This window comes from Paraburkholderia rhizosphaerae (assembly GCF_004366595.1).
GTDB lineage: Bacteria > Pseudomonadota > Gammaproteobacteria > Burkholderiales > Burkholderiaceae > Paraburkholderia > Paraburkholderia rhizosphaerae.
On the sequence record NZ_SORE01000027.1, the window covers coordinates 35,693 to 57,551 of the forward strand.

27 protein-coding genes, 1 tRNA gene and 2 pseudogenes are annotated in these 21,859 nt (G+C 61.6%); 29 read left to right on the forward strand and 1 reads right to left on the reverse strand.

Going from position 1 to position 21,859, the window contains the following annotated elements; genetic code table 11:
- The first annotated feature begins 37 nt into the window (after window positions 1–37).
- From BX592_RS27490 to tatC, 22 genes and pseudogenes are all read left to right on the forward strand, one after another.
- Complete coding sequence (locus tag BX592_RS27490; RefSeq protein ID WP_134196443.1) at window positions 38–667, forward strand: MlaC/ttg2D family ABC transporter substrate-binding protein; 630 nt, start codon at window positions 38–40, stop codon at window positions 665–667.
- 77 nt (window positions 668–744) lie between these two features.
- On the forward strand, window positions 745–1,020 hold the full coding sequence (locus BX592_RS27495) for an STAS domain-containing protein (RefSeq protein WP_243849759.1): 276 nt from the start codon (window positions 745–747) through the stop codon (window positions 1,018–1,020).
- A 174-nt stretch (window positions 1,021–1,194) separates the two neighbouring features.
- A complete protein-coding gene (locus BX592_RS27500; protein WP_134196445.1) occupies window positions 1,195–2,121 on the forward strand; it encodes an ABC transporter ATP-binding protein in 927 nt (308 codons plus the stop codon).
- The gene (locus BX592_RS27505; protein ID WP_134196446.1) at window positions 2,118–2,873 is read left to right on the forward strand and encodes an ABC transporter permease; all 756 of its coding nucleotides are present in this window, start codon (window positions 2,118–2,120) and stop codon (window positions 2,871–2,873) included. Before BX592_RS27500 ends, BX592_RS27505 begins: the two co-directional genes overlap by 4 nt.
- Window positions 2,874–2,886: 13 nt before the next feature.
- Window positions 2,887–3,126: a BolA family protein gene (locus tag BX592_RS27510; RefSeq protein WP_134196447.1), complete on the forward strand. Its 240-nt coding sequence runs from the start codon at window positions 2,887–2,889 to the stop codon at window positions 3,124–3,126.
- Window positions 3,127–3,258: 132 nt separating this feature from the next.
- Entirely contained in the window at window positions 3,259–4,527 is a 1,269-nt protein-coding gene (gene murA / locus BX592_RS27515) for a UDP-N-acetylglucosamine 1-carboxyvinyltransferase (protein ID WP_134196448.1), read from the forward strand.
- Window positions 4,524–5,228, forward strand: coding sequence for an ATP phosphoribosyltransferase (gene hisG, locus BX592_RS27520; RefSeq protein ID WP_134196449.1), 705 nt, complete (start codon window positions 4,524–4,526; stop codon window positions 5,226–5,228). The genes murA and hisG overlap by 4 nt, the downstream gene beginning before the upstream one ends.
- Before the next feature lie 72 nt (window positions 5,229–5,300).
- On the forward strand, window positions 5,301–6,623 hold the full coding sequence (gene hisD / locus BX592_RS27525) for a histidinol dehydrogenase (RefSeq protein ID WP_134196450.1): 1,323 nt from the start codon (window positions 5,301–5,303) through the stop codon (window positions 6,621–6,623).
- Window positions 6,624–6,634: 11 nt separating this feature from the next.
- The gene (hisC, locus tag BX592_RS27530; protein WP_134196451.1) at window positions 6,635–7,705 is read left to right on the forward strand and encodes a histidinol-phosphate transaminase; all 1,071 of its coding nucleotides are present in this window, start codon (window positions 6,635–6,637) and stop codon (window positions 7,703–7,705) included.
- Window positions 7,706–7,770: 65 nt separating this feature from the next.
- Window positions 7,771–8,358 (forward strand): imidazoleglycerol-phosphate dehydratase HisB, encoded by a 588-nt coding sequence (gene hisB, locus BX592_RS27535; protein ID WP_134196452.1) that lies wholly within the window; start codon window positions 7,771–7,773, stop codon window positions 8,356–8,358.
- 117 nt (window positions 8,359–8,475) lie between these two features.
- Window positions 8,476–9,096, forward strand: coding sequence for a MarC family protein (locus tag BX592_RS27540; protein WP_134196453.1), 621 nt, complete (start codon window positions 8,476–8,478; stop codon window positions 9,094–9,096).
- A gap of 32 nt (window positions 9,097–9,128) precedes the next feature.
- Entirely contained in the window at window positions 9,129–9,770 is a 642-nt protein-coding gene (gene hisH, locus BX592_RS27545) for an imidazole glycerol phosphate synthase subunit HisH (RefSeq protein ID WP_134196454.1), read from the forward strand.
- 166 nt (window positions 9,771–9,936) lie between these two features.
- Entirely contained in the window at window positions 9,937–10,689 is a 753-nt protein-coding gene (gene hisA / locus BX592_RS27550) for a 1-(5-phosphoribosyl)-5-[(5-phosphoribosylamino)methylideneamino]imidazole-4-carboxamide isomerase (RefSeq protein ID WP_134196455.1), read from the forward strand.
- Window positions 10,690–10,865: 176 nt separating this feature from the next.
- Entirely contained in the window at window positions 10,866–11,639 is a 774-nt protein-coding gene (hisF, locus tag BX592_RS27555; protein WP_134196456.1) for an imidazole glycerol phosphate synthase subunit HisF, read from the forward strand.
- Between the two features lies 1 nt (window position 11,640).
- On the forward strand, window positions 11,641–12,051 hold the full coding sequence (gene hisI / locus BX592_RS27560; RefSeq protein WP_208327986.1) for a phosphoribosyl-AMP cyclohydrolase: 411 nt from the start codon (window positions 11,641–11,643) through the stop codon (window positions 12,049–12,051).
- Window positions 12,048–12,416, forward strand: a complete 369-nt coding sequence (locus BX592_RS27565) for a phosphoribosyl-ATP diphosphatase (RefSeq protein WP_134196457.1) — start codon at window positions 12,048–12,050, stop codon at window positions 12,414–12,416. Before hisI ends, BX592_RS27565 begins: the two co-directional genes overlap by 4 nt.
- An 81-nt stretch (window positions 12,417–12,497) precedes the next feature.
- Complete coding sequence (locus BX592_RS27570; protein ID WP_134196508.1) at window positions 12,498–12,893, forward strand: DUF4870 family protein; 396 nt, start codon at window positions 12,498–12,500, stop codon at window positions 12,891–12,893.
- A 91-nt stretch (window positions 12,894–12,984) separates the two neighbouring features.
- Window positions 12,985–13,350, forward strand: a complete 366-nt coding sequence (locus tag BX592_RS27575; RefSeq protein WP_134196458.1) for a histidine triad nucleotide-binding protein — start codon at window positions 12,985–12,987, stop codon at window positions 13,348–13,350.
- Window positions 13,351–13,521: 171 nt separating this feature from the next.
- A complete protein-coding gene (gene tatA / locus BX592_RS27580) occupies window positions 13,522–13,767 on the forward strand; it encodes a Sec-independent protein translocase subunit TatA (RefSeq protein ID WP_134196459.1) in 246 nt (81 codons plus the stop codon).
- Between the two features lie 61 nt (window positions 13,768–13,828).
- Window positions 13,829–14,105, forward strand: a pseudogene (gene tatB / locus BX592_RS35295) (Sec-independent protein translocase protein TatB); the annotation flags it as partial.
- 116 nt (window positions 14,106–14,221) lie between these two features.
- A pseudogene (tatB, locus tag BX592_RS35300) lies at window positions 14,222–14,377 on the forward strand (Sec-independent protein translocase protein TatB); the annotation flags it as partial.
- Between the two features lie 34 nt (window positions 14,378–14,411).
- Window positions 14,412–15,200, forward strand: coding sequence for a twin-arginine translocase subunit TatC (tatC, locus tag BX592_RS27590; RefSeq protein WP_134196461.1), 789 nt, complete (start codon window positions 14,412–14,414; stop codon window positions 15,198–15,200).
- Between the two features lie 182 nt (window positions 15,201–15,382).
- On the opposite strand, the gene BX592_RS27595 is transcribed toward tatC, so the two are convergent.
- On the reverse strand, window positions 15,383–16,591 hold the full coding sequence (locus BX592_RS27595) for a Do family serine endopeptidase (RefSeq protein WP_134196462.1): 1,209 nt from the start codon (window positions 16,589–16,591) through the stop codon (window positions 15,383–15,385).
- A gap of 20 nt (window positions 16,592–16,611) precedes the next feature.
- Here BX592_RS27595 and BX592_RS27600 point away from each other — a divergent pair, with 20 nt between their 5' ends.
- The 7 genes from BX592_RS27600 to BX592_RS27630 all read left to right on the forward strand — a co-directional run bounded on the left by BX592_RS27600 (window position 16,612) and on the right by BX592_RS27630 (window position 21,793).
- On the forward strand, window positions 16,612–17,358 hold the full coding sequence (locus BX592_RS27600) for a Nif3-like dinuclear metal center hexameric protein (protein WP_134196463.1): 747 nt from the start codon (window positions 16,612–16,614) through the stop codon (window positions 17,356–17,358).
- 238 nt (window positions 17,359–17,596) lie between these two features.
- Window positions 17,597–18,214, forward strand: coding sequence for a ubiquinol-cytochrome c reductase iron-sulfur subunit (petA, locus tag BX592_RS27605; protein ID WP_134196464.1), 618 nt, complete (start codon window positions 17,597–17,599; stop codon window positions 18,212–18,214).
- Entirely contained in the window at window positions 18,215–19,600 is a 1,386-nt protein-coding gene (locus BX592_RS27610; protein ID WP_134196465.1) for a cytochrome b, read from the forward strand. It abuts the gene before it with no gap.
- 24 nt (window positions 19,601–19,624) lie between these two features.
- Window positions 19,625–20,380 (forward strand): cytochrome c1, encoded by a 756-nt coding sequence (locus tag BX592_RS27615; RefSeq protein ID WP_134196466.1) that lies wholly within the window; start codon window positions 19,625–19,627, stop codon window positions 20,378–20,380.
- Between the two features lie 106 nt (window positions 20,381–20,486).
- A complete protein-coding gene (locus BX592_RS27620; protein WP_006052302.1) occupies window positions 20,487–21,098 on the forward strand; it encodes a glutathione S-transferase N-terminal domain-containing protein in 612 nt (203 codons plus the stop codon).
- A gap of 69 nt (window positions 21,099–21,167) precedes the next feature.
- A complete protein-coding gene (locus BX592_RS27625; RefSeq protein ID WP_134196467.1) occupies window positions 21,168–21,698 on the forward strand; it encodes a ClpXP protease specificity-enhancing factor in 531 nt (176 codons plus the stop codon).
- Between the two features lie 19 nt (window positions 21,699–21,717).
- Window positions 21,718–21,793, forward strand: a tRNA-Thr gene (locus BX592_RS27630).
- Window positions 21,794–21,859 lie beyond the last annotated feature (66 nt).

Here is a 21,859-nt window from a genome sequence, read left to right on the forward strand (position 1 = left end):
GATCGAAGTTAGCGATCTCTTTTTTGCAGGACTGGAAATGAAAAAATTCTTCTTTATCCCGTTATTTGCAGCATTGTTCTCGTTCGGCAGCGTCGCGTTTGCGCAAGCCGTCGACACCAATAACCCGGACAAGATGGTGCAGACCGTCACGCAGCAGGTGGTCGACACGATCCGTTCGGACAAATCGATCCAGCAAGGCGATATCAACCGGATCACGCAGCTCGTCAACGAAAAAATCCTGCCGTACATCGATTTCCGTCGCACCACGCAACTCGCGATGGGCCGCAGCTGGCGCACTGCGACGCCGGAGCAGCAACAGCAGGTCATCGAGCAGTTCAAGATGCTGCTGATCCGCACGTACGCGGGCGCGCTCGCGCAGGTGAAGAACCAGGAAATCCAGTACAGGCCGTTCCGCGCGAATCCGGACGATACCGACGTGGTCGTGCGTTCGACGGTGATGAACAACGGTCAGCAGATCGAGCTCGACTACCGCCTGTACAAAACGCCGCAAGGTTGGCGCGTGTATGACATCAACGTGCTCGGCGCGTGGCTGATCCAGGCCTACCAGCAGCAGTTCAACGAGCAGATCCAGCAGCATGGCGTCGACGGGCTGATCCAGTTCCTCACGCAGCGCAACCAGCAACTGGCGGCAGGCAAGCAGTCGTGAACCGCGCGCCGCTTCCTGGCAATCTCGCTGGCAACGTCGCCGGTAACGTCGCAGGCGGTTTTGCGACTGGCCCGACGCTGACCCACGCGAGCGCGCGCGCGACGCTTGCGAGCGGGCTTGAGCGGATCGCGGGCGGCGCGCGCAGCGTCGATTGCGCGCCGCTCACGCAGTTCGATTCGTCGGCGCTCGCGGTGCTGCTCGCATGGCAGCGCGCGGCTAGCGCACGCGGCGCCACACTCGAAATCGTCAATCTTCCCGCCGGGCTTGCCAGTCTTGCGCAAGCCTATGGCGTCGACACGTTGCTGTCGGCGCGACATTCACGCTCACTCGATACCGAGCGCTCACCATCCTGATGCACGGATAAAGCCGGCGACGTGTCGGCTTTTACCCCGACGTTTGCCGCAGCCTTTTAGCCTATAATCAAACGTTTTTTGGGGCGAGCAATCGGCCCCAATTTTGCTTTTCCTTGCACTTTTCTCGTGCGCGAAGCGCACTTTTCAGTCGCTGCCCCCCGGCGGCGCATAGTCATGCCAGCCATAGAATTCCGTAACGTCAAGAAGCGCTACAAGAGTCTGCAGGCGCTCAAAGGCGTGAGCCTGACGGTCGAAGAGGGTGAGTTTTTCGGGCTGCTCGGCCCGAATGGCGCGGGCAAAACGACGCTCATCAGCATCCTCGCGGGTCTTGCGCGCGCCGACGAAGGTAGCGTTGCGGTGCGCGGTCACGATGTCGTCGACGATTTCCGCGGCGCGCGCCGCGCACTCGGCGTCGTGCCGCAGGAACTGGTGTTCGATCCGTTTTTCACCGTGCGCGAAACGCTGCGCATCCAGTCCGGATACTTCGGTCTGCGTCGAAACGATGATTGGATCGACGAAGTGATGGCCAATCTCGATCTGACCGAAAAGGCCGATGCGAACATGCGCGCGCTGTCCGGTGGCATGAAGCGGCGCGTGCTGGTCGCCCAGGCGCTCGTGCACCGGCCGCCGGTCATCGTGCTCGACGAGCCGACCGCCGGTGTCGACGTCGAACTGCGCCAGACGCTGTGGAAATTCATCTCGCGTTTGAACGGCGAGGGCCACACGATCGTGCTGACCACGCATTACCTCGAAGAAGCCGAATCGCTGTGCGATCGCATCGCGATGCTGCGGCGTGGTGAAGTGGTCGCGCTCGATCGCACCAGTGACCTGCTGCGGCGCTTCGCGGGCCTGCAGCTCTTCGTGCGCTTCGCGCAGGGTGTGCTGCCGGCCGATCTGCGCGCACTCGAAGTCGATTCGGGCGCGGTGAATACGCGCGAGCATCTGCTGCGCCTGACAAACTACGACGAGGTCGAACGGATTCTCGCGCAGTGCCGCGCGGCCGGTTGTACATTCGATGAAATCGAGGTGCGCAAGGCGGATCTCGAAGACGTGTTCGTGCAGGTGATGAACACGCCGGAAATGATCGAGGGTCTTGCATGAGCGGGTTTCGCACGCTGTTTTACAAAGAGCTCCTGCGGTTCTGGAAGGTTGCATTCCAGACGGTGCTCGCGCCGATCGTCACCGCGCTGCTGTACCTGATGATCTTCGGTCACGCGCTGCGCGATCATGTACAGGTGTATAGCGGAGTCGGCTACACGAGCTTCCTGATTCCCGGCCTCGTGATGATGAGCGTGCTGCAGAACGCGTTTGCGAACAGCTCGTCGTCGCTGATCCAGTCGAAGATCACCGGCAATCTCGTGTTCGTGTTGCTGCCGCCGCTGTCGCATTGGGAAATGTATGGCGCCTATGTGCTCGCATCGGTGATGCGCGGCCTCGCGGTCGGCTTCGGCGTGTTTATCGTGACGATCTGGTTCGTGCCGGTGAGCTTCACCGCGCCGCTCTTTATCGTGCTGTTCGCTGTGCTGGGTTCGGCGATTCTCGGTACGCTGGGTGTGGTGGCGGGCATCTGGGCCGAGAAGTTCGACCAGCTCGCGGCGTTTCAGAACTTTATTATCGTGCCGCTCACGTTCCTGTCGGGCGTGTTCTATTCGACTCATTCGCTGCCGCCTGGCTGGCGCGAGGTGTCGCGGCTCAACCCGTTTTTCTACATGATCGACGGCTTTCGCTATGGCTTTTTCGGTGAGTCGGATATCAATCCGCTCGTGAGCCTTGCAATCGTCGCCGCATTTTTCGTGGTGCTGGCCGTGCTCGCAATGCGTCTGCTTGCAAGCGGCTACAAGCTGCGCCACTGACCAGGAGCGTCCCATGTTACCGACTCCCGAACAGATCAAGACTTACATCTCCGCCGGCCTGCCGTGCGAGCACCTCGAGGTCGATGGCGATGGCCAGCATTTCTTTGCGACCATCGTTTCGCCGAGCTTCGAAGGCAAGCGGTTGATTCAGCGTCATCAGCTGGTGTACGCGGCGCTCGGCGACCGCATGCGCGAAGAGATCCACGCCCTCAGCATGAAAACACTGACGCCTGCCGAATGGCAGAGCGCGTAATCTGGAACACTAGTGCGTATTACACAAGACAGCCACGGCGTTGTGAGCGGCGCCACTGAACTTTCCGCTCATGCGCAACTTGATGTGCAACCCGCGCAAATCATCGCGCGCAACGATCAGGAACCGACAGGCATGGACAAACTCGTCATCGAAGGCGGCCGGCAGTTGGCAGGGGAGATCAAGGTTTCGGGGGCGAAGAATGCGGCGTTGCCGATTCTTTGCGCAAGTCTGCTGAGCGCGGACCCGGTACAGCTCGCGAATGTGCCCGACCTGCAGGACGTGCGCACCACGCTGAAGCTGCTGCGCCAGATGGGCGTGCAGGCGGAGACGGTCGAAGGCGCGGGAAAGGTGATGCTCGATGCGTCGAAGGTGAACAACCTCGTCGCGCCGTACGAACTCGTGAAGACGATGCGCGCGTCGATCCTCGTGCTCGGTCCGCTGGTTGCGCGTTTCGGCGAGGCGAAGGTGTCGCTGCCGGGCGGCTGCGCGATCGGCGCGCGGCCGGTCGATCAGCACATCAAGGGCCTGCAGGCGATGGGCGCCGAGATCAGCATCGAGCATGGCTTTATCGAAGCGCGTGCGAAGCGGCTGAAGGGCACGCGCATCATCACCGACATGATCACCGTGACCGGCACCGAAAACCTGCTGATGGCGGCGGTGCTCGCCGAAGGCGAGACGGTGCTGGAGAACGCGGCGCGCGAACCGGAAGTCGGCGATCTTGCGCATCTGCTGGTGGCGATGGGCGCGAAGATCGACGGGATCGGCACCGACCGTCTCGTGATTCAAGGCGTCGACAAGCTGCACGGCGCCGAGCATACGGTGGTGCCGGATCGTATCGAAACTGGCACGTTCCTGTGCGCGGTCGCAGCTGCGGGCGGCGATGTGACACTGCGCCATACGCGCCCGCAGACGCTCGAAGCGGTGATCGACAAGCTGCGCGAAGCCGGCGTCACGATCGACGAAGGCGATGACTGGCTGCGCGTGCGGATGAATCGGCGCGCGAGCGCGGTGTCGTTCCGCACATCCGAATATCCGGCGTTCCCGACTGATATGCAGGCGCAGTTCATGGCGCTCAATGCGGTCGCCGACGGCCCGTCGCGCGTGGTCGAAACGATTTTCGAGAACCGCTTCATGCACGTGCAGGAGTTGAACCGGCTCGGTGCGAACGTGACGATCGACGGCAATACCGCGCTGGTGAACGGCGTAGCGAAACTGTCCGGCGCGAAGGTGATGGCGACCGATCTGCGCGCGTCGGCCAGTCTCGTGATTGCGGGTCTGTGCGCCGAAGGCGAAACGCTGATCGACCGTATCTATCACCTGGACCGTGGTTACGACCGGATGGAAGTGAAGCTCACCGCAGTGGGCGCCAATGTGCGGCGCGTGTCGGGTAAGCAGGCATGAGCACGTTGCAGCCACGCGCGTCGCAGCAGACGTCTTCCGCGCAGGCGGTCGGCGTGCCCTTAACGCTTGCGTTGTCAAAAGGGCGTATTTTCGAGGAAACGGTGCCGCTGCTCGCGGCCGCCGGCGTGCAGGTCGCGGAAGATCCGGAGTCGTCGCGCAAGCTGATTCTGCCGACCACCGATCCGAACCTGCGGGTGATCATCGTGCGTGCGACCGATGTGCCGACCTACGTCGAATACGGTGCAGCCGACTTCGGCGTCGCTGGCAAGGACGTGCTGATCGAGCATGGCGGCAGCGGGTTGTATCAACCGGTCGATCTGGATATCGCGCGCTGCCGGATGTCGGTCGCGGTGAAGGCCGGTTTCGACTATGCGAACGCGGTGCGCCAGGGCGCGCGATTGCGGGTCGCGACGAAGTATGTGCAAACCGCGCGCGAGCATTTCGCGGCGAAAGGCGTGCACGTCGACCTGATCAAGCTGTACGGCTCGATGGAGCTTGCGCCGCTGGTCGGTCTTGCCGATGCGATCGTCGACCTGGTCAGCTCGGGCGGCACGCTGCGCGCGAACAATCTGGTCGAGGTCGAGGAGATCATGCCGATCTCGTCGCGCCTCGTCGTGAATCAGGCCGCGCTGAAATTGAAGCGCACCGCGCTGCGGCCATTCCTCGACGCGTTCGAACGCGCATCGAGGCGCGCGGCGTGACGACGCACGGGCGCCTCGCACCGCGAACGGATGCGAAGGCGGCCCGCGCGTTTTACCGAAACGGATATCAGCATGTCTATCAAGATTCGCAAACTCGATTCCCGCGCTGACGGCTTCCAGAAATCGTTGCATGCGGTGCTCGCGTTCGAGGCGAGCGAAGACGAGGCGATCGAGCGCTCGGTCGCGCAGATCCTCGCCGACGTCAAGGCGCGCGGCGATGACGCCGTGCTCGAGTACACGAATCGCTTCGACCGGCTCGCGGCGAAAAACGTGGCCGCGCTCGAATTGCCGCTAGCGGAGCTCGAAGCGGCGCTCGACGGGCTCGGACCGAAGCGTCGCGCGGCGCTCGAAGCGGCGGCCGCGCGCGTGCGTGCGTATCACGAGAAACAGAAGATCGAGTGCGGCAGCCATAGCTGGCAATACACGGAAGCGGACGGCACCGTGCTGGGCCAGAAGGTGACGCCGCTCGATCGCGCCGGTATCTATGTGCCGGGCGGCAAGGCGGCGTATCCGTCGTCGGTGCTGATGAATGCGATTCCGGCGCGGGTGGCCGGCGTGCGTGAAATCGTGATGGTCGTGCCGACACCGGACGGCGTGAAGAATCCGCTCGTGCTCGCAGCCGCGCTGCTCGGCGGCGTCGATCGCGTATTTACGATCGGCGGCGCCCAGGCGATCGGCGCATTGGCGTACGGCACCGCAACGGTGCCCGCGGTCGACAAGATCTGCGGACCGGGCAATGCGTATGTCGCGTCGGCGAAGCGGCGGGTGTTCGGCACGGTCGGCATCGACATGATTGCCGGACCGTCGGAAATTCTCGTGCTGTGCGACGGCACGACCGATCCGCGCTGGGTCGCGATGGATCTGTTTTCGCAGGCCGAGCATGACGAACTCGCGCAATCGATCCTGCTGTGCCCGGACGACGCGTTCATCGCGCGCGTCGAAGATGCGATCAACGAACTGCTGCCGACCATGCCGCGGCGCGACGTGATCGAGACTTCGCTGTCGGGCCGCGGCGCGCTGGTCAAAGTGCGCGACATGGCCGAAGCGTGCGCGATTGCAAACGATATTGCGCCGGAGCACCTCGAAATCTCGGCACTCGAGCCGCAGCAATGGGCGCAGCAAATCCGCCATGCGGGCGCGATTTTCCTTGGCCGCTATACCAGCGAGAGTCTCGGCGACTACTGCGCGGGCCCGAACCACGTGCTGCCGACGTCGCGTACCGCACGGTTCTCGTCGCCGCTTGGCGTCTATGATTTCTTCAAGCGTTCGAGCGTGATCGAAGTCAGTTCGGAAGGCGCGCAAACGCTCGGTGAGATCGCGGCGGAACTCGCATACGGCGAAGGTTTGCCCGCGCACGCGCGCAGCGCCGAATACCGGATGAAGCAGAACGGCTAACGCTTCACGTTATGACCACACCGCAAGACATCATCCGCCGCGACGTGCTCGCGATGACCAGCTATCCGGTACCGGATGCGACCGGCTTCGTGAAGCTCGACGCGATGGAGAATCCGTTCCCGCTGCCGCCGCCGCTTGCCGCGCAGCTTGCGGAGCGTCTGGCGGGCGTCGCGCTGAACCGCTATCCGGCGCCGCGGCCGGGCGCATTGATCGACAAGCTCAAGCGCGTGATGCATGTGCCGGCGGACTGCGATGTGCTGCTCGGCAACGGTTCCGATGAAATCATCAGCATGATTTCGGTCGCGTGCTCGCAGCCGGGGGCAAAGGTACTCGCGCCGGTGCCGGGATTTGTGATGTACGAGGCGTACGCGCGGCTCGCGAATCTCGAGTTCGTCGGCGTGCCGTTGAATGCCGATTTCACGCTCGATATCGACGCGATGCTCGCGGCCATCGAAACGCACCGTCCGGTCGTCATCTATCTCGCGTATCCGAATAACCCGACCGGCAACCTGTTCGATGAAAACGCGATCGAGCGGATCATCGCGGCCGCAAATCGTAGCCTCGTCGTGATCGACGAGGCGTATCAGCCGTTCGCCGAGCATAGCTGGATGCCGCGCGCGGGCGAATTCGACAATGTCGTCGTGATGCGCACTGTGTCGAAGCTCGGGCTTGCTGGCATCCGTCTCGGCTATCTCGCGGGCCGTCCGGCGTGGCTCGCCCAATTCGACAAGGTGCGTCCTCCGTTCAACGTCAACGTGTTGACCCAGGCGACGGTCGATTTCCTGCTCGATCACGTCGATGTGCTCGATGCGCAGGCCGCGCAACTGCGTGCGCAGCGCACGAAGCTGGCGCAGGCGGTCGCTAACCTGCCCGGTGCCGAAGTGTTCGCGAGCGCCGGCAACTTTCTGCTGGTGCGTGTGCCCGATGCGGCCGCAACGTTCGAAGCGCTGCTTGCCGCGCGGGTTCTGATCAAAAACGTGAGTAAAATGCATCCATTGCTGGCTAATTGCGTACGTCTGACGGTCGGGGCCCCGGACGAGAACACGCAATTGCTCGCCGCGCTGAAACACGCACTGCATTGATCGGTGAACGCGGCAACAGCCTACTTCCCCTACCTTATCTTTCAAGCAAGCTTCGAGGAATTGTCATGCGCCTTGCGGAAGTCGTTCGCAACACCAGCGAAACGCAGATCCGTGTAAAGATCAACCTGGACGGCACCGGCCAGCAAAAGCTCGCCACCGGTGTGCCGTTCCTCGACCACATGCTCGACCAGATTGCGCGGCATGGACTGATCGACCTGGATATCGACGCGCATGGCGACACCCATATCGACGACCACCATACGGTGGAAGACGTCGGCATCACGCTGGGCCAGGCGGTCGCGAAGGCGGTCGGCGACAAGAAGGGCATCCGGCGTTACGGCCACGCCTATGTGCCGCTCGACGAGGCGCTGTCACGGGTGGTGATCGACTTTTCCGGCCGCCCGGGTCTTGAGTTCCACGTGCCGTTCACGCGCGCGCGGATCGGCACGTTCGACGTCGATCTGTCGATTGAATTCTTCCGCGGCTTCGTGAACCATGCGGGCGTCACACTGCATATCGATAATCTGCGCGGGCTGAATGCCCATCATCAGATGGAAACTGTGTTCAAGGCGTTTGGCCGTGCACTGCGTATGGCGGTGGAACTGGACGAACGCGCGGCGGGGCAGATTCCGTCGACCAAGGGCAGCCTCTGACACATCTTGTGGGGCTGATTCTCGCGGCAGTGCCCGTCTGACGTATCGGGCGAATGCTTCGCAGACGCCAAACCGACTAACCAGACTGACGCCGCGCCGACGAGTGCCCGGCTTGCGATGGATATCCTCAAGTCGTTTATCTCGCTGCTTGCGCTGATCAATCCGGTCGGAGCGGTGCCGTTTTTTCTCAGCCTGACCGCGCAGCAGTCGGCGGCCGAGCAGCGGCGAACGATTCGTATCGCATCGATTTCAGTGTTTTGCGTGATTGCGGTGACGGCGCTGTGCGGCAAGCAGATCATCAGCTTTTTTGGCATTTCGATCGGCTCGCTCGAAGTGGGCGGCGGCATCATCATGCTTTTAATGGCGATCAGCATGCTCAATGCGCAGATCGGCAATGCCCGCTCGACGCCCGAGGAGCGTTATGAAGCCGAGTCGAAGGACAACATCGCGGTCGTGCCGCTCGCGATTCCGCTTCTGACCGGGCCGGGGTCGATCAGTACGGTCATCGTCTATTCGGCTAGCTTTCGCCATTGGTACGACCGCGTTAGTCTGATCGCTATCGGTGCGGTGCTCGCGGCAATCTGCTTCGCGTCGTTGCGGCTGGCTGAACCGATCGCGCGCTGGGTCGGACGCACCGGTATCAATATCGGTACGCGTCTGATGGGGCTGATGCTGTCGGCGCTGGCGGTGGAGTTCATTGTCGACGGGTTGAAGACGCTGCTACCCGGCCTGAAATAAAACCCTGTTGAAGCGAAAACCTCGGTTCTGAAATGAAGACTTCGATTGCGATTGTGGACTACGGAATGGGCAATCTGCGCTCGGTTGCGCAGGCGCTGAGAAAAGCGGCGCCTGAGGCGGACGTCGCGATTGTCGATCGGCCCGAGGCGATCCATGCGGCAGACCGTGTCGTATTGCCCGGTCAGGGTGCGATGCCGGACTGCATGCGCTCGCTCGGCGAATCCGGTCTACAGGACGCGGTGATTGACGCGTCGCGCACCAAACCGCTGATGGGCGTGTGCGTCGGCGAGCAAATGCTGTTCGACTGGAGCGCCGAGGGCGACACCCGCGGGCTGGGCCTGCTGCCGGGCAAGGTTGTGCGCTTCGAACTCGACGGCCAGCTGCAGGACGACGGCTCGCGCTTCAAGGTGCCGCAGATGGGCTGGAACCGGGTCCGTCAGACGCAGCCGCACCCGCTGTGGGACGGCGTGCCGGACGACAGCTTCTTCTACTTTGTGCACAGCTACTATGTGGTGCCCGACAACGCGGCGCATACGTCCGGTGAAACGGTCTACGGCGTGCCGTTCACGTCGGCCGTTGCGCGCGACAATCTTTTCGCGACCCAATTCCACCCGGAAAAAAGTGCGGATGTGGGTTTGCGCGTGTACCGGAATTTCGTGCACTGGAACCCATGAGCGATGCTGTCTTCGCTGGCCGGCCATACCTGTTGCGGCGGTCCCCTGACATTAGCAAGGCCGCCGAAAGAGTTGTACTAAACTAACGGAACGGTCCGGCGCGGCACCGCCGCAGGCTTCGCGCCGGCCGAACATCAACCTTCTTCCCAGATATCACCCGATTGCTATGCTGCTGATCCCCGCCATCGACCTGAAAGACGGTCAATGTGTTCGCCTCAAACAGGGCGATATGGACCAGGCGACGATATTTTCCGAGGAGCCGGCGGCAATGGCCCGCCACTGGCTCGAGCGTGGCGCCAGGCGCCTGCATCTCGTCGACCTGAATGGCGCATTCGCCGGCAAGCCGCGTAATGAAGAGGCGATTCGCGCGATCATCGAAGAAGTCGGCGCCGAGATTCCGGTGCAGCTAGGCGGCGGTATTCGCGATCTGAACACGATCGAGCGCTATCTGGACGACGGTCTCGAGTACGTGATCATCGGCACAGCGGCGGTGAAGAATCCCGGGTTTCTGCTGGAAGCGTGCACCGCGTTCGGCGGCCATATCATCGTGGGTCTCGATGCGAAAGACGGCAAGGTTGCGACCGACGGCTGGAGCAAGCTGACCGGCCATGAAGTCGCGGATCTCGCGCGCAAGTTCGAAGACTACGGGTGCGAATCGATCATTTACACCGACATCGGCCGCGATGGCATGATGCAGGGCATCAATATCGAGGCGACGGTGCGGCTCGCGCGTGCGGTGAAGATTCCGGTGATCGCGAGCGGCGGTTTGTCGAACCTCGGCGATATCGAAGCGCTGTGCGAAGTCGAGGACGAGGGTATCGAGGGCGTGATCTGCGGCCGCGCGATCTACTCGGGCGATCTGGATTTCTCGGCCGCGCAGTCGCATGCGGACCGGCTGCGCGAATCAGACGACGCCTGAGCGGACCACGAGGTCAGGTCGTTCGGAGTCGTCTGTGCGTTGTCCGCAACGCCGATGCATCGCTTCATGCATGGTTCATTAAGCACGGCCACCCTCACGGCACACAGTAGCGTGCGGCGCATTTGCGCAGCACGGCACGCGAAGCACACCCGATACACCAGGTAAGCGCACCCATCATGGCTTTAGCTAAACGCATCATCCCCTGCCTGGACGTGACCGCCGGGCGCGTCGTCAAGGGCGTGAACTTCGTCGAATTGCGCGACGCCGGCGATCCGGTCGAAATCGCGCGCCGTTACGACGATCAGGGCGCGGACGAACTCACGTTTCTCGACATCACTGCAACCTCGGACCAGCGCGACCTGATCCTTCCGATCATCGAAGCCGTCGCGTCGCAGGTGTTCATTCCGCTGACAGTCGGCGGCGGTGTGCGCGCGGTCGAAGACGTGCGGCGTCTGCTGAACGCAGGCGCGGACAAGATCAGCATGAATTCGTCAGCGGTGGCCAATCCGCAGTTGGTGCGCGACGCGACGGACAAGTACGGCTCGCAGTGCATCGTCGTTGCGATCGACGCGAAGCGCGTGTCCGCCGATGGCGAGCCGTCGCGCTGGGAAGTGTTCACGCATGGCGGACGCAAGCCGACCGGTCTCGACGCCGTTCAATGGGCGTGCAAGATGGCGGAACTCGGCGCCGGCGAGATATTGCTCACCAGCATGGATCGCGACGGCACGAAAAGCGGTTTCGATCTCGCGTTGACGCGGGCGGTGTCGGATGCCGTGCCGGTGTCGGTCATCGCGTCGGGCGGCGTCGGCTCGCTGCAGCATCTGGCCGACGGCATCAAGGACGGCCACGCGGATGCGGTGCTGGCCGCCAGCATCTTCCACTATGGCGAACACACGGTCGGCGAGGCCAAGCGCTTTATGGCCGATCAGGGCATTTCAGTGAGGTTGTGACGTGGTGAACGCTTCGGGTGTCGACTGGCTCGACAAGGTCAAATGGGACGCGAACGGCCTCGTGCCGGTAATCGCGCAGGAAGCCGCGACGAACGACGTGCTGATGTTCGCGTGGATGAACCGCGAGGCGCTCGCGAAGACGGTCGAGACCGGCCGCGCGGTGTATTTCTCGCGCTCGCGTCAACGTCTGTGGTTCAAGGGCGAGGAGTCCGGCCACGTGCAGCACGTGCGTGAGGTGCGGCTCGATTGCGACGAGGACGTCGTGCTGCTGAAGGTCGAACAGGTGTCGGGCATCGCTTGCCACACCGGCCGTCACTCGTGCTTCTTCCAGAAATTCGAAGGCTCGGTCGACGAAGGCGAGTGGGTCGCCGTCGACCCGGTACTGAAAGATCCCGAACATATCTACAAATGACGCAACCCCAACTACATGACACGCTGCTGCGCCTCGCCGCGGTAATCGACAGCCGCAAGGGCGGCGATCCCGACGCTTCGTACGTGTCGCGCCTTTTCCATAAGGGCGATGACGCAGTGCTGAAAAAGATCGGCGAAGAGGCAACCGAGGTGGTGCTCGCCGCGAAGGACGTGCGGCACGGCCGCGAATCGAAAGCCCTGGTCTACGAGATGGCTGATCTGTGGTTTCATTGCCTCGTGACGTTGTCGCATTTCGGCCTGAACCCGGCCGACGTGCTCGCCGAACTGGAGCGGCGCGAGGGACTGTCCGGCATCGAGGAAAAGGCGCTGCGCAAGAGCCGGGACCGCGAGCAGAACGGCGACTGACCGCCCACCCATACACCGCATCGCACGTCACTACGCCGGATAACCACGCTTTTGATCGCACCTGAAGGAGAATGCAATATGGTGGAGCAGTCGCATAGCGGATATCCGCCGCCGTCGTATCAGAGCGCGGTCGAAATCGACCGGCAGCGCAGCCTGCGCACGCTGACGCACGTGCTGTATGCGCTCTATGCGGTCTACTGGCTGACGGGCGGCGTGTCCGTGCTGGTCGCGATCATCATCAACTACATGAAGCGCAGCGAAACAGTCGGCACACCCTACGAGGCGCATTTCGAATGGCAGATCCGTACGTTCTGGATGGGGCTGATCGGCCATCTGATCGGCGTCGCGCTTCTTATTGTGCTGATCGGCGTGCCGATCCTCTGGGCTGTCGCGATCTGGACGTTGTACCGTATTATCAAGGGCTGGCTATATCTGTATGACAATAAGCCGCTGCAAAATCCGCGCGCGTGGTTCTAACAGGTTTGCGACCGGGGTTTGCGACGGGGTCAGCCTTCGTAGCAACCGCGCAAGCGAATCCGGGAAGTAACGGGAGACAGACGGGAACATCATGAGCCACGATCCGAACTGCCTTTTCTGCAAGATCGCCGCCGGCGAGATTCCGTCGACCAAAGTTCACGAAGACGACGAGTTCGTCGCGTTCCGCGACATCCGGCCGGCAGCTGATACGCACGTGCTAGTCATCCCCCGCAAACATATAACCACGTTGACCCATTGCGACGAAAGCGACGCCCCTCTGCTTGGTAGAATGCTCATATTGGTCGCGCGTCTCGCGGACAAGCTCGGGGTCGCGTACACGGGCGGTGAAACGGGCTTTCGGACGGTAATCAATACCGGTCCCGGTGGAGGTCAGGAGGTCTATCACCTGCACGCGCACCTGCTTGCGGGTCCGCGTCCATGGTTGCGAATGGGGTGACATACATTGGTGACATACATTCATCACCAATCACCAGCGATACTGTCGGGCTGCGCGCAGTAATGGTTTTGAAAAGTAAATCTTGGACGAAGCGCCCGCGCTTCGAATTGGGCCGCAAGGTCTAAGCGTTTTTCTTCACGTCGGTGGGCGACGGGAGACAAGGAGAGTTTCATGGGTTCGTTTAGCATTTGGCACTGGCTTATCGTTCTGCTGATCGTTGCGCTGGTGTTCGGTACGAAGAAGCTGCGCAATATCGGTAGCGATCTGGGCGGCGCGGTGAAGGGCTTCAAGGAAGGCATGAAGGACGCGGAAGGCGGGGCCGCCGACGCGCAGGCGCAGCAGCGTGAACTGCCGCGCGCGGGAACGATCGACGTCGACGCGAAAGAAAAGGCCACGCATTCGGGTGACGCGCGCTAATTCGCGTGCTGAACCTGCGTTAATCACCTTTTACCTGGCGCACTGACGGGAAACCCATTCGATGCTGGACCTCGGTCTCACCAAGATGGCGTTGATCGGCGTGGTCGCGCTGGTCGTGCTCGGCCCTGAGCGGTTGCCGCGCGTCGCGCGCACGGCGGGTGCGCTGTTCGGGCGTGCGCAGCGCTATATCAACGACGTAAAGGCCGAAGTGACGCGTGAAATCGAACTCGACGAGCTGCGCCGGATGAAGAGCGAGTTCGAAACGGCCGCGCATAACGTCGAAACGACGATTCACGACAATATGCGCAAGCAGGAAACCGAGCTGAACGAAGCGTGGAAAGCCGGCACGTCCGTTTCGCCGAGTATCGCGGGGAGCGGCACCGAGGACAGCGCGACGGCATCCGGCGACACGTCGTCGTCCTGGAACAGCTTCAGTACTTCCCCGTCATCCTATAGCGCGCCGAAGCGCAAAAACTGGCGCATCAAACAAACGGCCACACCGACGTGGTACAAGCGCGCAACGACGCGCCGTACGCACGTTCAATCGGGCGCCGCGCGCGTCGCGCGCCACAAGCCTGTCAGCATGCGGCGCACGACGCGCTTCTTCTGATCACTCGTGAATCCATCTCCTACCGAGGGCCGGTGTGAGCGACCCCCAGCACAACCAGAACGAAGTCCCTGAAGAGACCTTCATCTCCCATCTCGTCGAACTGCGTAATCGGATCATCCGCGCCGGCATCGCGGTGATCGTCGTGTTCGTGGGGCTCGTCTATTGGGCGCCAGACATTTTCCGGCTGCTCGCACGGCCGCTGATGATGAACCTGCCGAAGGACGGCAAGATGATCGTCACCGACGTCACCGGCTCGTTCTTCGTACCGATGAAAGTGACGATGCTTGTCGCGTTCGTGATCGCACTGCCGATCGTGCTGTATCAGATCTGGGCGTTCGTCGCGCCGGGGCTGTATCAGCACGAGAAGAAGCTTGTGATGCCGCTCGTCAGCAGCAGCTATCTGCTGTTCCTGTGCGGGATGGCATTCGCGTACTTCGTGGTGTTTCCGACCATCTTCCGCGTGATGGCGCACTACAACGCGCCGCTAGGCGCGGAGATGACCACCGACATCGATAACTACCTAAGCTTCGTACTGACGATGTTCCTTGCGTTCGGCGTCACGTTCGAGGTGCCGATAGTGGTCGTGCTGCTGGTGCGCATGAACGTGCTCACGGTGCAAAAGCTCAAGCAGATTCGTCCGTATGTGGTGGTCGGCGCGTTTATCGTGTCCGCTGTCGTGACGCCGCCGGACGTGTTTTCACAGTTGATTCTCGCGGTTCCGCTCGTTGTTCTGTACGAGGCGGGCATCATCGCGGCGCGGCTCTTCGTCAGCAAACCGGCGGTGGAGGCGGAAAAAGAGAGCGAAGGGAACGCGGCGCAGTGATGCGGTGTAGCGCCGCGGTGTAGCGCCGCGGTGTAGTGCCGCGGCATGCAGCGACTCCATGCCGCGTCGTGCGACGGCGGCTATGCGCATCGAGCCCGCGATCCAGTGAGTAGGTCTTACGCCGAAGTCGTCCCGGTATCACGCACGTCTTGCGCGGCCGCCCGCCGCAGCAACCTCTCACCTCAACCGCCGTCGCCCTGATCCTCGTCATCGGATGACGACTGCTTCGGCGGCGGCGGGCGTTTGCCGATCGTCACCGTCAGATCCAGTTCCTTGTTCTTGCGCACCAGGTGCACCTTCGCGCCGGTGCCCGGCTTGATCTGCGCGATCACGTTCAGCAGACGCGTTGTATCGGTGATGTCCTGGCCATTCACGCCGACCAGAATATCGCCCGGTTTGATCCCTGCCTTGTCCGCCGGCCCGCCCTTCAGCACGCCCGCGACGATCGCGCCGGTTTTCTGCTCGAGCCCGAACGATTCGGCGATCTCAGGCGTCACATCCTGCGGCTCGACGCCGATCCAGCCACGCGTGACCGTGCCGGTGGTGATGATGCTCTCCAGCACGCTGCGCGCGGTCGACACTGGGATTGCGAAGCCGATGCCGAGCGAGCCGCCGGAGCGCGAATAGATCGCCGTGTTGATGCCGAGCAGATTGCCGTGAATATCGACCAGTGCGCCGCCCGAGTTGCCGGGGTTGATCGGCGCGTCGGTCTGAATGAAGTTCTCGAAGGTGTTGATGCCGAGGTGGTTGCGCCCGAGCGCGCTGACGATGCCCATCGTCACGGTCTGACCCACGCCGAACGGGTTGCCGATCGCGAGCACCACATCGCCGACGCGTGTCTGATCCATGCGGCCAAGCGTGATGGTCGGCAGATTGGTCATATTGACCTTCAGCACCGCCAGATCGGTCTCCGGGTCGACGCCGATCACTTTCGCTTCGCTCGTGCGGCCATCGGCCAGCGCGATTTCGATCTGATCCGCGCCGTCCACCACGTGCTGGTTCGTTAGAATGTAGCCTTCCGAACTCACAATCACGCCTGAACCCAGATTCGCGGCCGGCTGCTCCTGCTGGCGGCGATTACGGTCGCCGAAGAAGTAGCGGAATAGCGGGTCTTTCGCGCGCGGGTCCGGCGGCAGCGATCCGTCCTTGCTGGAGAATACGTTGACCACCGCAGGCATGGCTTTCTGGGCCGCGTCGGCATAGGAGCTCTCCAGCTTCCCGCTGCCGATGCCCGGAGCCACTTCCCGCAGGGCGACGATCGGTTCGGCCAGCTGCTTGCCGAATTGCCCTTGTCGCTGCACCCACTGCGGCTTGAGCGTCGCAATGATGAACATCAGCGCGAGCAGGACCGTCACCGCCTGGGCGAACAACAGCCAAAAGCGTCTGAGCATCTGAAAAATTAGAGGTTTATATGGATCGGATCGAACTGGAATTGTACTTGAACAACGTTCTCGAAGCCTCACGGTTCAAGGACTATTGCCCAAACGGACTACAGGTCGAAGGGCGTCGCAAGGTCGAGAAAATCGCAACCGGCGTGACCGCGTCACTCTCGTTTCTCGAGGCCGCGCACGAGTGGGGCGCGGACGCGGTGCTTGTGCATCACGGATACTTTTGGCGCAACGAAGCGCCGGAAATTACCGGGCGCAAATACCATCGTATGAAGCTGCTGCTCGCCAACGACATCAACCTGTTCGCGTATCACCTCCCGCTCGACGACCATCCGGTCTACGGCAATAACGCGCAGCTTGGCGCGAAGCTGGGCCTGATCGGAGACGCGCGTTTCGGCGACAACGATATCGGCTGGATGACGACTTTGCCGATGCCGATCACGCTCGCCCACTTCTCAGCACAGGTCGAGCAGACGCTGGGCCGCACGCCGCTCGTACTCGGCGATCCGGATCAGGAACTGCGTCGCGTCGCATGGTGTACCGGCGCCGCGCAAGGCTATTTCGACGCGGCGATCGAAGCGGGCGCAGACGTCTATCTGACCGGCGAAATCTCCGAGCAGAACACGCATATGGCGGCGGAGAGTGGCGTCGCGTTCGTCGCGGCGGGACACCACGCGACCGAGCGTTTCGGCGTGCAGGCGCTCGGTGCGCACCTGTCCGAAGCGTTCGAACTCGAGCACCTCTTTATCGATATTCATAATCCGGTCTAGTTGCGACAAAAACGGTGCAAAGCAGTCAAAGAGATGCAAACCGGGTAATTAAAAACGCAGGAAATACTTAAATCCGCAGCGCCTGAATGTTTGCAAACCGTGCGGGAATACCCTGATTTATCAATAACTTCGTACGGTTTTTGGTTATCGGCCCTTGTAAATGGCGACTCCATTCGAGCAAACTAGCGGCGGTAGAAGCGACGGAAGGAAAAAATCCAACTCAGAAGTGGGGCGTGTGATGCGAGACAAGGAAGATGGACGCGTCGACGGCAGCCGTCGTACCTGGCTGATCGCGACGACCGTAACAGGTGGCATCGGAGGAGTCGCCACCGTAATACCCTTTGTTAGTTCATTTGCACCATCCGAAAAGGCCAGAGCGGCGGGCGCGCCGATTCAGGTCGATATCGGCAATCTGAAGTCCGGCGAGATGATGACCGTTGCGTGGCGCGGCAAGCCGGTGTGGATTCTCAACCGCACCGACCAGATGCTCGCGGAGGTTCAGAAGGCTGATAACGAAGTCGCAGATCCGCATAGCAAGAATCCGTTTTCGATGCCGTTGCCCGAGTACTGCAACAACGAATACCGGTCGCGGCCCGAACGCAAGCATGTTCTTGTCACCGTGGCGGTGTGCACCCATCTGGGCTGCACGCCGACACCGCGTTTTCAGCCGGGTGCGCAGCCCAATCTTCCGGACGACTGGCCAGGCGGCTTCCTGTGCCCGTGCCACGGCTCGACGTATGACCTGGCCGGCCGCGTCTTCAAGAACAAACCTGCGCCGCAGAACCTCGACATCCCGCCATACATGTACGCGGGCAATACGCTCGTGATCGGCCGGGACGAGAAAGGAGAGGCGTAAATGGCGACGACCGAAAAAGACGTGGAGACGACGTCCGGGCTCGTCGGCTGGATCGACCGGCGCTTCCCGATGACGTCGACGTGGAAGGCTCACGTTTCCGAGTACTACGCGCCGAAGAACTTCAACTTCTGGTACTTCTTCGGCTCACTCGCGCTGCTCGTGCTGGTGAACCAGATCGTCACCGGCATTTTCCTGACGATGAACTACAAGCCCGATGCGACGCTCGCGTTCGCCTCGGTCGAGTTCATCATGCGCGAGGTGCCGTGGGGCTGGCTAATCCGCTATATGCACTCGACGGGCGCGTCGATGTTCTTCGTGGTCGTGTATCTGCATATGTTCCGCGGGCTTTTATACGGCTCGTATCGCAAGCCGCGCGAACTGGTGTGGATTTTCGGCTGCGCGATTTTCCTGTGCCTGATGGCCGAGGCGTTCTTCGGCTATTTGCTGCCTTGGGGGCAGATGTCGTACTGGGGCGCGCAGGTGATCGTGAACCTGTTCTCGGCCATTCCGTTTATCGGCCCGGACCTTTCGCTGTGGATTCGCGGCGACTACGTGGTGTCCGACGTCACGTTGAACCGCTTTTTCGCGTTCCACGTGATTGCGATTCCGCTGGTGCTGATCGGCCTCGTGATCGCGCACATCGTCGCGCTACACGAAGTGGGGTCGAACAACCCGGACGGCATCGAGATCAAGGCGAAAAAGGACGAGAACGGCATTCCGCTCGACGGCATCCCGTTCCACCCGTACTACTCGGTGCACGACTTCATGGGCGTGTGCATCTTCCTGATCGTGTTCGCGGCGATTATTTTCTTCGCGCCGGAGATGGGCGGCTATTTCCTCGAAGCGAACAACTTCGTGCCGGCCAATCCGCTGCAGACGCCGCCGGAAATCGCTCCGGTCTGGTACTTCACCGCGTTCTACGCGATGCTGCGCGCGACCACCGATCCGTTCAAGATCGTGCTGATGATCGTCGTCGTGCTGCTCGGCCTGCTTGCGCTCGTGCGGGCGCGCGGCAAATGGCGCGTCGGCTTGCCGGTGCTCGCGTTGCTGGTCGTGCTCGCGATGTACTTCACCGAATCGAAGTTCTGGGGCGTCGTCGTGATGGGTAGCGCGGTAGTGTCGTTGTTCTTCCTGCCGTGGCTGGACCGCTCGCCGGTCAAGTCGATTCGCTACCGGCCGCTTTTTCACAAGGTCTTCTACGCGATCTTCGTGCTGGCGTTCCTGACGCTAGGGTTCCTCGGCACGAGGCCGCCTTCGCCGGTGGCTACGCTGATCGCGCAGATCTGTGCGCTGGTGTACTTCGCGTTTTTCCTCGGCATGCCGTTCTGGACGCCGCTTGGCCGTTTCAAGCAGCCGCCCGAACGAGTGCGGTTCAAACCCCACTGAATGCCACGCGAGGAGAACCCGAACATGAAAAGACTGCTTTCGATGCTCGCGCTGATCGGCGCGATGCTGGGTGCGCTGGCGGCTGCGCCGGCGCTTGCACAGGAAAATGTTCCGCTCGACCGGGCGCCGGATAATGCGGACAATTTTGCCTCGTTGCAACATGGCGCCCAAATCTTTGTAAACTATTGCATGGGATGCCACAGTGCGAACCTGGTTCGGTTCAGCGCGCTGCAGCAAATCGGCATTTCGCCGAAGGAAATCGAGCAAAACCTGATGTTCACGACGGATAAGATCGGCAACACGATGTCGATCGCGATGCGTCCGGACGACGCGAAAGCGTGGTTCGGCGCGGCGCCACCCGATCTTTCCGTGATTTCTCGCGCGCGGGGCCGCGACTGGCTTTATTCGTACCTGCGCGGCTTTTACCGCGACGATACGCGCCCGACCGGCTGGAACAATATCGCGTTCGAGAATGTGAGCATGCCGAATGTGCTGTGGCAGTTGCAGGGGGAGCGCACGGTGAAGTTCGAGGAGCAAACCGACGAACGGACGGGGGAAAAGGTGCGCACTTTCGCCGGCTTTCAACAGGTCACGCCGGGGACGATGTCGCCGGTAGATTATGATTCGGCTGTGGCCGATCTCGTCGCGTACCTGTCGTGGATGGGTGAGCCGACCCAGAAGTTCCGCCAGCAGCTTGGCGTGTGGGTGCTTCTGTTCATCGGTCTGTTGAGCTTTTTCGCCTGGCGACTGAACGCCGCGTACTGGAAAGATATCAAATAAACACACCGTAGCGGGTGTGGGGCCGGCGCAAGGAAAGACCGCACGGGGCACCCGTGGAACGGTTTTTCGGCGTGCTGGCCCTTCAGCTTTTTGAGGAAACGTAAAAATGATGGTTCTGTATTCCGGCACTACGTGCCCGTTCTCCCAGCGTTGCCGGCTGGTGCTGTTCGAGAAGGGCATGGACTTCGAAATCCGCGACGTCGATCTGTTCAACAAGCCGGAAGACATCGCGGTGATGAATCCGTATGGTCAGGTGCCGATTCTCGTTGAACGTGATCTGATCCTGTATGAGTCGAACATTATCAACGAGTACATCGACGAACGCTTCCCGCACCCGCAACTGATGCCGGCCGATCCGGTGCAACGTGCGCGCGCGCGTCTGTTCCTGCTGAACTTCGAGAAGGAACTGTTTGTGCACGTCGGTACGCTCGAAAACGAGAAGGGCAAGGCTGCGGAGAAGAATCATGAGAAAGCGCGCCTCGCGATTCGCGACCGCCTGACGCAACTCGCGCCGATTTTCCTGAAGAACAAGTACATGCTCGGCGAAGAGTTTTCGATGCTCGACGTCGCGATCGCGCCGCTGCTGTGGCGCCTCGATCACTACGGCATCGAGCTGTCGAAGAATGCGGCACCGCTGATGAAATACGCTGAACGGATTTTTAGCCGTCCGGCCTATATCGAAGCGCTGACGCCGTCGGAAAAAGTGATGCGTCGTTGAGTTTGGGTGAGGGCGAGCGCCGCGCGCTGCTATCGCGCCGCGGCCGCCCGCCCGGCATGAGGACTGTTGATGCAAGAAATATCCACTAAGCCGTACCTGTTGCGTGCGCTGTACGAGTGGTGCACCGACAACGGCTATACGCCGCACATCGCGGTGCGGGTCGACAACCGGACACGTGTGCCGCACCAGTTCGTGCGCGACAACGAGATCGTGCTGAATATCAGCTTTGAGGCGACCAGCCAGTTGCAGATGGGCAATGACTGGATCGAGTTCAGCGCGCGGTTCTCCGGCAAGTCGCACAAGATTGAAGTGCCGGTCTCGAACGTGCTGGCGATTTACGCGCGCGAGAATGGGCAGGGCATGGCTTTCCCGGTGGATTCGGCGGGCGGCGAAGCGACGGATTCCGAAACCGATGCTGAGCATTTGCCGGCGGAAGAGGCGGGTGAGCGGGTGCAGGCTGCGGTGAAACCGGAGGCGGAGGGTGATAAGGGCACGCAAGCGAACGCGCCGTCGGAACCTGAAGCACAGACCGACGAAGACCCGCGTCCCGACGACGACGGTGCAAAAGGTGGAAGGGGTCACCTCAAGGTCGTGAAATGAAGTAGAATCGCGGTCTTACGCCGGCTTAGCTCATCTGGTAGAGCAGTTGATTTGTAATCATCAGGTGGCGGGTTCGAGTCCTGCAGCCGGCACCAAACAATACAAAAAGGGTTACAGGCATTGCTCCTGTAACCCTTTTTGCGTTTCTGCGCGTCGGGTTC